Origin of the sequence: Bradyrhizobium sp. 31Argb (assembly GCF_043638955.1) — a bacterium.
GTDB lineage: Bacteria > Pseudomonadota > Alphaproteobacteria > Rhizobiales > Xanthobacteraceae > Bradyrhizobium.
On the sequence record NZ_JBEGDB010000429.1, the window covers coordinates 1 to 4,688 of the forward strand.

Annotated in this window: 6 protein-coding genes; 2 read left to right on the forward strand and 4 right to left on the reverse strand. The window is 58.9% G+C overall.

Going from position 1 to position 4,688, the window contains the following annotated elements; all coding sequences use genetic code 11:
* The first annotated feature begins 125 nt into the window (after positions 1-125).
* Positions 126-464 (forward strand): DUF4760 domain-containing protein, encoded by a 339-nt coding sequence (locus tag AAFX91_RS39255; RefSeq protein ID WP_394570077.1) that lies wholly within the window; start codon positions 126-128, stop codon positions 462-464.
* 167 nt (positions 465-631) lie between these two features.
* On the opposite strand, the gene AAFX91_RS39260 is transcribed toward AAFX91_RS39255, so the two are convergent.
* From AAFX91_RS39260 to AAFX91_RS39270, 3 genes are all read right to left on the reverse strand, one after another.
* Positions 632-1,585: a hypothetical protein gene (locus tag AAFX91_RS39260; protein WP_394570075.1), complete on the reverse strand. Its 954-nt coding sequence runs from the start codon at positions 1,583-1,585 to the stop codon at positions 632-634.
* An 825-nt stretch (positions 1,586-2,410) separates the two neighbouring features.
* Positions 2,411-2,797 (reverse strand): response regulator, encoded by a 387-nt coding sequence (locus AAFX91_RS39265; protein ID WP_165421378.1) that lies wholly within the window; start codon positions 2,795-2,797, stop codon positions 2,411-2,413.
* A 222-nt stretch (positions 2,798-3,019) separates the two neighbouring features.
* Positions 3,020-3,268, reverse strand: coding sequence for a DUF6894 family protein (locus AAFX91_RS39270; RefSeq protein WP_130581865.1), 249 nt, complete (start codon positions 3,266-3,268; stop codon positions 3,020-3,022).
* A gap of 156 nt (positions 3,269-3,424) precedes the next feature.
* Here AAFX91_RS39270 and AAFX91_RS39275 point away from each other — a divergent pair, with 156 nt between their 5' ends.
* Positions 3,425-3,586 carry a hypothetical protein gene (locus tag AAFX91_RS39275; protein WP_245476622.1) on the forward strand — a complete coding sequence of 54 codons (162 nt, stop codon included), beginning with the start codon at positions 3,425-3,427 and terminating at the stop codon, positions 3,584-3,586.
* Positions 3,587-4,342: 756 nt separating this feature from the next.
* Here AAFX91_RS39275 and AAFX91_RS39280 read toward each other — a convergent pair.
* Positions 4,343-4,618: a transposase gene (locus AAFX91_RS39280; protein WP_394570076.1), complete on the reverse strand. Its 276-nt coding sequence runs from the start codon at positions 4,616-4,618 to the stop codon at positions 4,343-4,345.
* Positions 4,619-4,688 lie beyond the last annotated feature (70 nt).

Below are 4,688 nucleotides of genomic sequence, written 5' to 3' on the forward strand. Positions count from 1 at the left end.
CATGCGCTCCGTCTATCAAACGGAGCAGCCCCTTCCAACTAAGCACGTGGTCCCACAATCGGGGTCCATTTCAGACGTGACGGCGCTGAAACGAGCGCGTCGCGGTCGCGATCTCTGCCTCCGTACTGCGAAGCGTCAACGATCTCGACGCATTCTGCAAAACCGATGACTATCACCATATACGAAGCTATCTGAATGTTCTCGAATTGATGGCGGTAGGCATCGAGAACAGCACCTTTGATGAGCGCATTTGCTACGTCTATTGGAAAGGCTTCGTCTTAGACGCAATGCGCGACACCGCCAAGCTGATTGACCACATCCGAGTTAGGCACAGCGCGGACCGTTACTTCCGAAGCTTTCGCCAACTTCATTATCGTTGGATGACCAATCCCGAGCTTGCTCGTTGGCAGCGCACGGGCCGGCCATTGCGGAGCGGACCCATACCTCTCACTCCCCCGCCATAGGAAATCCGAGCACTGTTGCGAATGGTCTGGCGAGAGATCAAAATCGCGTCGCTGTTACTGCAGCGTCGATCGGCGCGGCGCCTGCCGGCCAAGCCAGCGTCATCGACGGTGACACGCTCGCAATCCCTGGCAGTCGTCGCCATAACATCAAGCTTCATGATTGTTCGTTAATCCCTCCGCGTTGGCTTGCGAAGTTCCCGCAGTGGGATGCTTGGTATCACGCACTCGCCTTCGGGCGGCGGACGATCTTCCTCCTGCGCAGCGTAGGCTTCCGGATCGCCGAGGATCAGCACCGGCTCACCGGCCCACCCGCACTTGTCGCATGTCGGTCGCTCCCATTCGGCGTCGGGGGCGCTTGAGTGAAATCCGCGCTGCGGAGATAGCCGGTTCGAGCCGCAGGCAGGACATGCGTCGGGCACACCACGGAGATGGCGGATAACTAGGGACGCCGCCAAGTCGAGCGCATGTTCAACTGTGGTCGTCGCGGCCTCGGCGTCGTGCCACGTCGAAGCCTTGGCGTGGGTGAGCCAGTTGGAGAAGCGCCACGACTCGTCCAGCATCGTCTTGAATAGATGGCGGCGGTGCTCGTGGGTCTGCCCCCCGAGGCAAGTCGAACAGATGTAGTCCGCCCAAGCTTTGAAGTCAGCCTGCTTAGGTTTGCTGCCTTCATCGCTCTCCCAAGGCACGATCACTTGCGCCGCACTCGTGAACGCAAGCAATGCCTCACGGCAACGGACGCCGACGGCTTGGAAGTCGCTGACCTCTTGGGCGCTCACTAGAGCATCAGACGCTTCGGTCAGGTGACGGAAACATGCCGCAAGTGGCTCGACAGGAAGTTCTGATAACTTGGCCTTTTGGCTCCGGGGGATGCGCAAGCAAAGACCAACATGAAACGTAACGGCCAAGTCCATGTTCGGAAACTGTTCTTGCGAGTACAGCTTGGTCGGATTGGTGATCACCCACCAGCGATCGACGTTGGTGTGAACATCCCAAACGACATGCTGATGGCTCAGAACATTCTCGGCGTAGACTTTCTGCAAAAACTCGACAGTTAGATCAGGTGCCTGCCAGTTCATATAGTCGATGATGGCCTGTCTCTCGTCAGGCGTAGACTGCAACATGGTGGACCGACAATCCGGGATGACCGGCCCTTGCTTTAGCACGAGTCGGGGCGCGCGGCATAACGATCGCGAATATGGGCAGGCGTCGAGCCGTAGCGATTTTGCGAGCGCGTCAAGCTGGGCGAACGGCCCGAACAGAGTTCGGATGTTGTGCAATAGCTCGCTGGCGCGGCCGACTATTCCGACGATCCCGCAAGACCATCGGGGCAAATACGGCAACGCAGGCCGGCGTTCAGGCGCGCCTCCCTTTACCCCGCGCTGGCCGCTCGCGTGGTACCGCCAACCGCAAAATGGTGTGGCAGACCGGGCATTCAAACGAGCGGATGTCATACTCTTTGTTGACGGGTGCAACGCCCGTAAGCCTGCGCTCCGCATTGCAGGCAGAGCATACGGGTAACGCCATGACGTGCCCTTCCTCCCGTCGAGTAGCAGAGCAATCCTAACCGCCACTCCAAACAAGCGCGGTTAATTTTTGGAACCGTAATACCACGGTGTTCGCTACTGGCGTCGCTGCCTCATTACAACTATCGCGCCTGGCCGTCGCGGCGTGACGTAGAAACGTGCGCCGCAGCCTCGGCACTCTAGGTTTTCCGCGACATCGATGCGTGGTCCGACTACGAATTTATCAGTCCCACAATCGGGGCAGTTCTGCTGATTGAGCGCAGCGAGGATGCGAACTTGGTGCATCGAAATTCCATATGTCCGGCGAATGTCAGACCAGTAATCGCGCTGGCGGGGTTAGAACGTTCGACGTTCGCGATTACTGCTAACATGAAGGAGTAGCAAACAGGTTAAACGGGCCGGAGCGCGTCCGATAGCGGCGCATTACGCGGACGGTGATGCCGTGTTGAGAAGCTGCGAGACAGCGGTGATGAGTTGGGCCGGAGCGAACGGTTTCTGCAACAGGATGCTGTTGGGGACGCCTTCCACCGCCCATTCGTGGCCCGCGCCCGCAGTTATGTAAATGATAGGTAGCGCCGGATCGATTTCTCGGGCCTGCCGCGCGGCTGCCCAACCGCTCATTCTGCCTCTCAGACTGATATCGATAAGAAGCGCACGATAGCCGGCATTGCGGTCTTTGAACCGCGCGATCGCTTCTTCACTGGACGGCGTGATGACCGGCTCGAAGCCCCCTTCGATCAGGGCTTCCTCGACCATCTGCTGTATCTCGCTATCGCCTTCGATGACCAAGATGATCGGCTTTTCGGCCACGTGCTTTCCCCGGCGGGCAGTAATGCGAGCCATAGTATCACGTTCGTAAGGAACCATCGAGCGGGGCTGCTGTTGCCAATGTGCGTCTGTATGGACGCCCGTGACAGAGGAGCGGCCCTCTCCACGAGGTAGAGGCCGCTTCCCTTATAGGAGCCCGGAACGGCGACAGGCATCCCCGAACTGGACCCGTTCCGGGACTGAACAAGGGAAACACAGGCGGGCTTAGTCTTTTGGCCGGTCCACAGCGAACGTGAAGCTGACTTGCAGGACCGGCCCGGCGTTGTCTCTGACCTCGATTGCCATGCGCTGCGCAAGGGTACTCACGGCGCTCTGATTTACCGCATCCCTTGCCATGTCAGCGAAGGCTCGGGCAGCTTCTTCCTGGACAGCTTCAATGTCGAGGAGTTCCAGGCCTTCTTCGTCGAGGGCAATGGTCTCATCGTTTCGAACGTCGAAGTAGTAGCGGGGCATGGCCGTGACAATCCAGAACCTTCGCGGCTGTTCCTGTTCGATGGATCACAATCAGAGATAGATAACTTGCACATTGGGGCTCAAATACGCCCACAAAGCTCGACAGAGATTTTGCAAGTTCACGCAACGATCGGTCTTGCCCGGCGTCATACTTCCATGAGCGAGCACGAATTGGCTGATCATGAGCAAAAGGAACTTGAGGAGCAGGTGATGCGCTTCCGGATGATGGAGCGCGAGGTCACCGACCCGCTCGCTACCCGTCTTTTGCAAGACATCGTTGCAGAAATGGAAGCGAACCTGCGGCAGTCCGACGAATAGTTCCGGATCAGGCGAGCGCCGCTCAGCAGCAATCGGACGAGCGAACGCCATTGCTTTAAGGTTTCACCGGGTCCTACCGATTGGGAGAGGCGGCGCGGGTACGCGGGACCGCCCCATTTCAGGATATCTGCGGTTTGGGGTTTCCGGATTTGTTCGGCCGGCTAGTATTGCCAAATCCGTGAGATAGCAGGCGATGACCAATCTGGACCGAGCATGGTGGGCATGGCGGGCGCTTTCCAAGACTGAGAGGGCGCAGTTTCTAGTGCTGCTCCGCGAGGCCTATGGTCGGGAGCGAGCGGCGGCCATACAGAAGCGTGGCAGCGTGGCTCATGGCAGAGAGCTATCGGGCCTTCCGGAACTGACGCTAACCGAGGATGACCTTCGGCGGCTTTAATGGTCTATGGCGTGTACTCACAAACTCCGCGCCGCAGATCAGCGCGCGTATAAGGTCCGCTATACCTCTGATAGCGACGCGATAGCGGACCTCACAAGAGGTCCGAGTTGGCTCCGGGTTGGCAAGGGGAATCTTCACGCTGCAGCATTGGTCGGAGCAGCCATGTGTTCGGCCTTTGAGTGCGGTACCCATGACCGCTGGCCATAATGCCTTCCGCAGATCAGGTCCCGATCAAAAGCACGCATTCAAAGATGCTATGGCCCAAGAGGGTTGTCCTGATCGCCGGATCGACCGGCACTGCATTACGTGCTGTTCGTCCTCCCAACCGTTACGTCACGCCGGGGTGTTCGGCGCGATCTCGTTTACGCCGTGAGCGCGACCGGTTCCTTGTAGCCTTCGTTCCTGGCCATCATCGCCCAGGCCATCCTGGCGAGCTTGTTGGCGAGCGCGATGGCGGCGACCTTGGTCGGTCGCCGCGCCAACAGTCCCGTAAGCCAGGGCCGATGGCCGGTGCCATGGATCTTGGCGTAGCGGATCACGGCGAGCGCACCAGCCGTGAACAGGCTGCGCAAATAGCGATCACCTTGTTTGCTGATATTGCCAAGCTTGTCCTTGCCTCCGCTCGAGTTCTGCTGCATATTTCACTGATGGTGAGCAGCGATTTCGCGCGATCATGAGCGCCGAATTCAGACGATCGTGAGCAGCCCG

Excerpts from the sequence above, each read along its gene's own strand:
- AAFX91_RS39270 (WP_130581865.1), bottom strand. The coding sequence starts at position 3,268 with ATGCCCCGCTACTACTTCGACGTTCGAAACGATGAGACCATTGCCCTC.
- AAFX91_RS39260 (WP_394570075.1), bottom strand. The coding sequence starts at position 1,585 with ATGTTGCAGTCTACGCCTGACGAGAGACAGGCCATCATCGACTATATG.
- AAFX91_RS39275 (WP_245476622.1), top strand. The coding sequence starts at position 3,425 with ATGAGCGAGCACGAATTGGCTGATCATGAGCAAAAGGAACTTGAGGAG.
- AAFX91_RS39280 (WP_394570076.1), bottom strand. The coding sequence starts at position 4,618 with ATGCAGCAGAACTCGAGCGGAGGCAAGGACAAGCTTGGCAATATCAGC.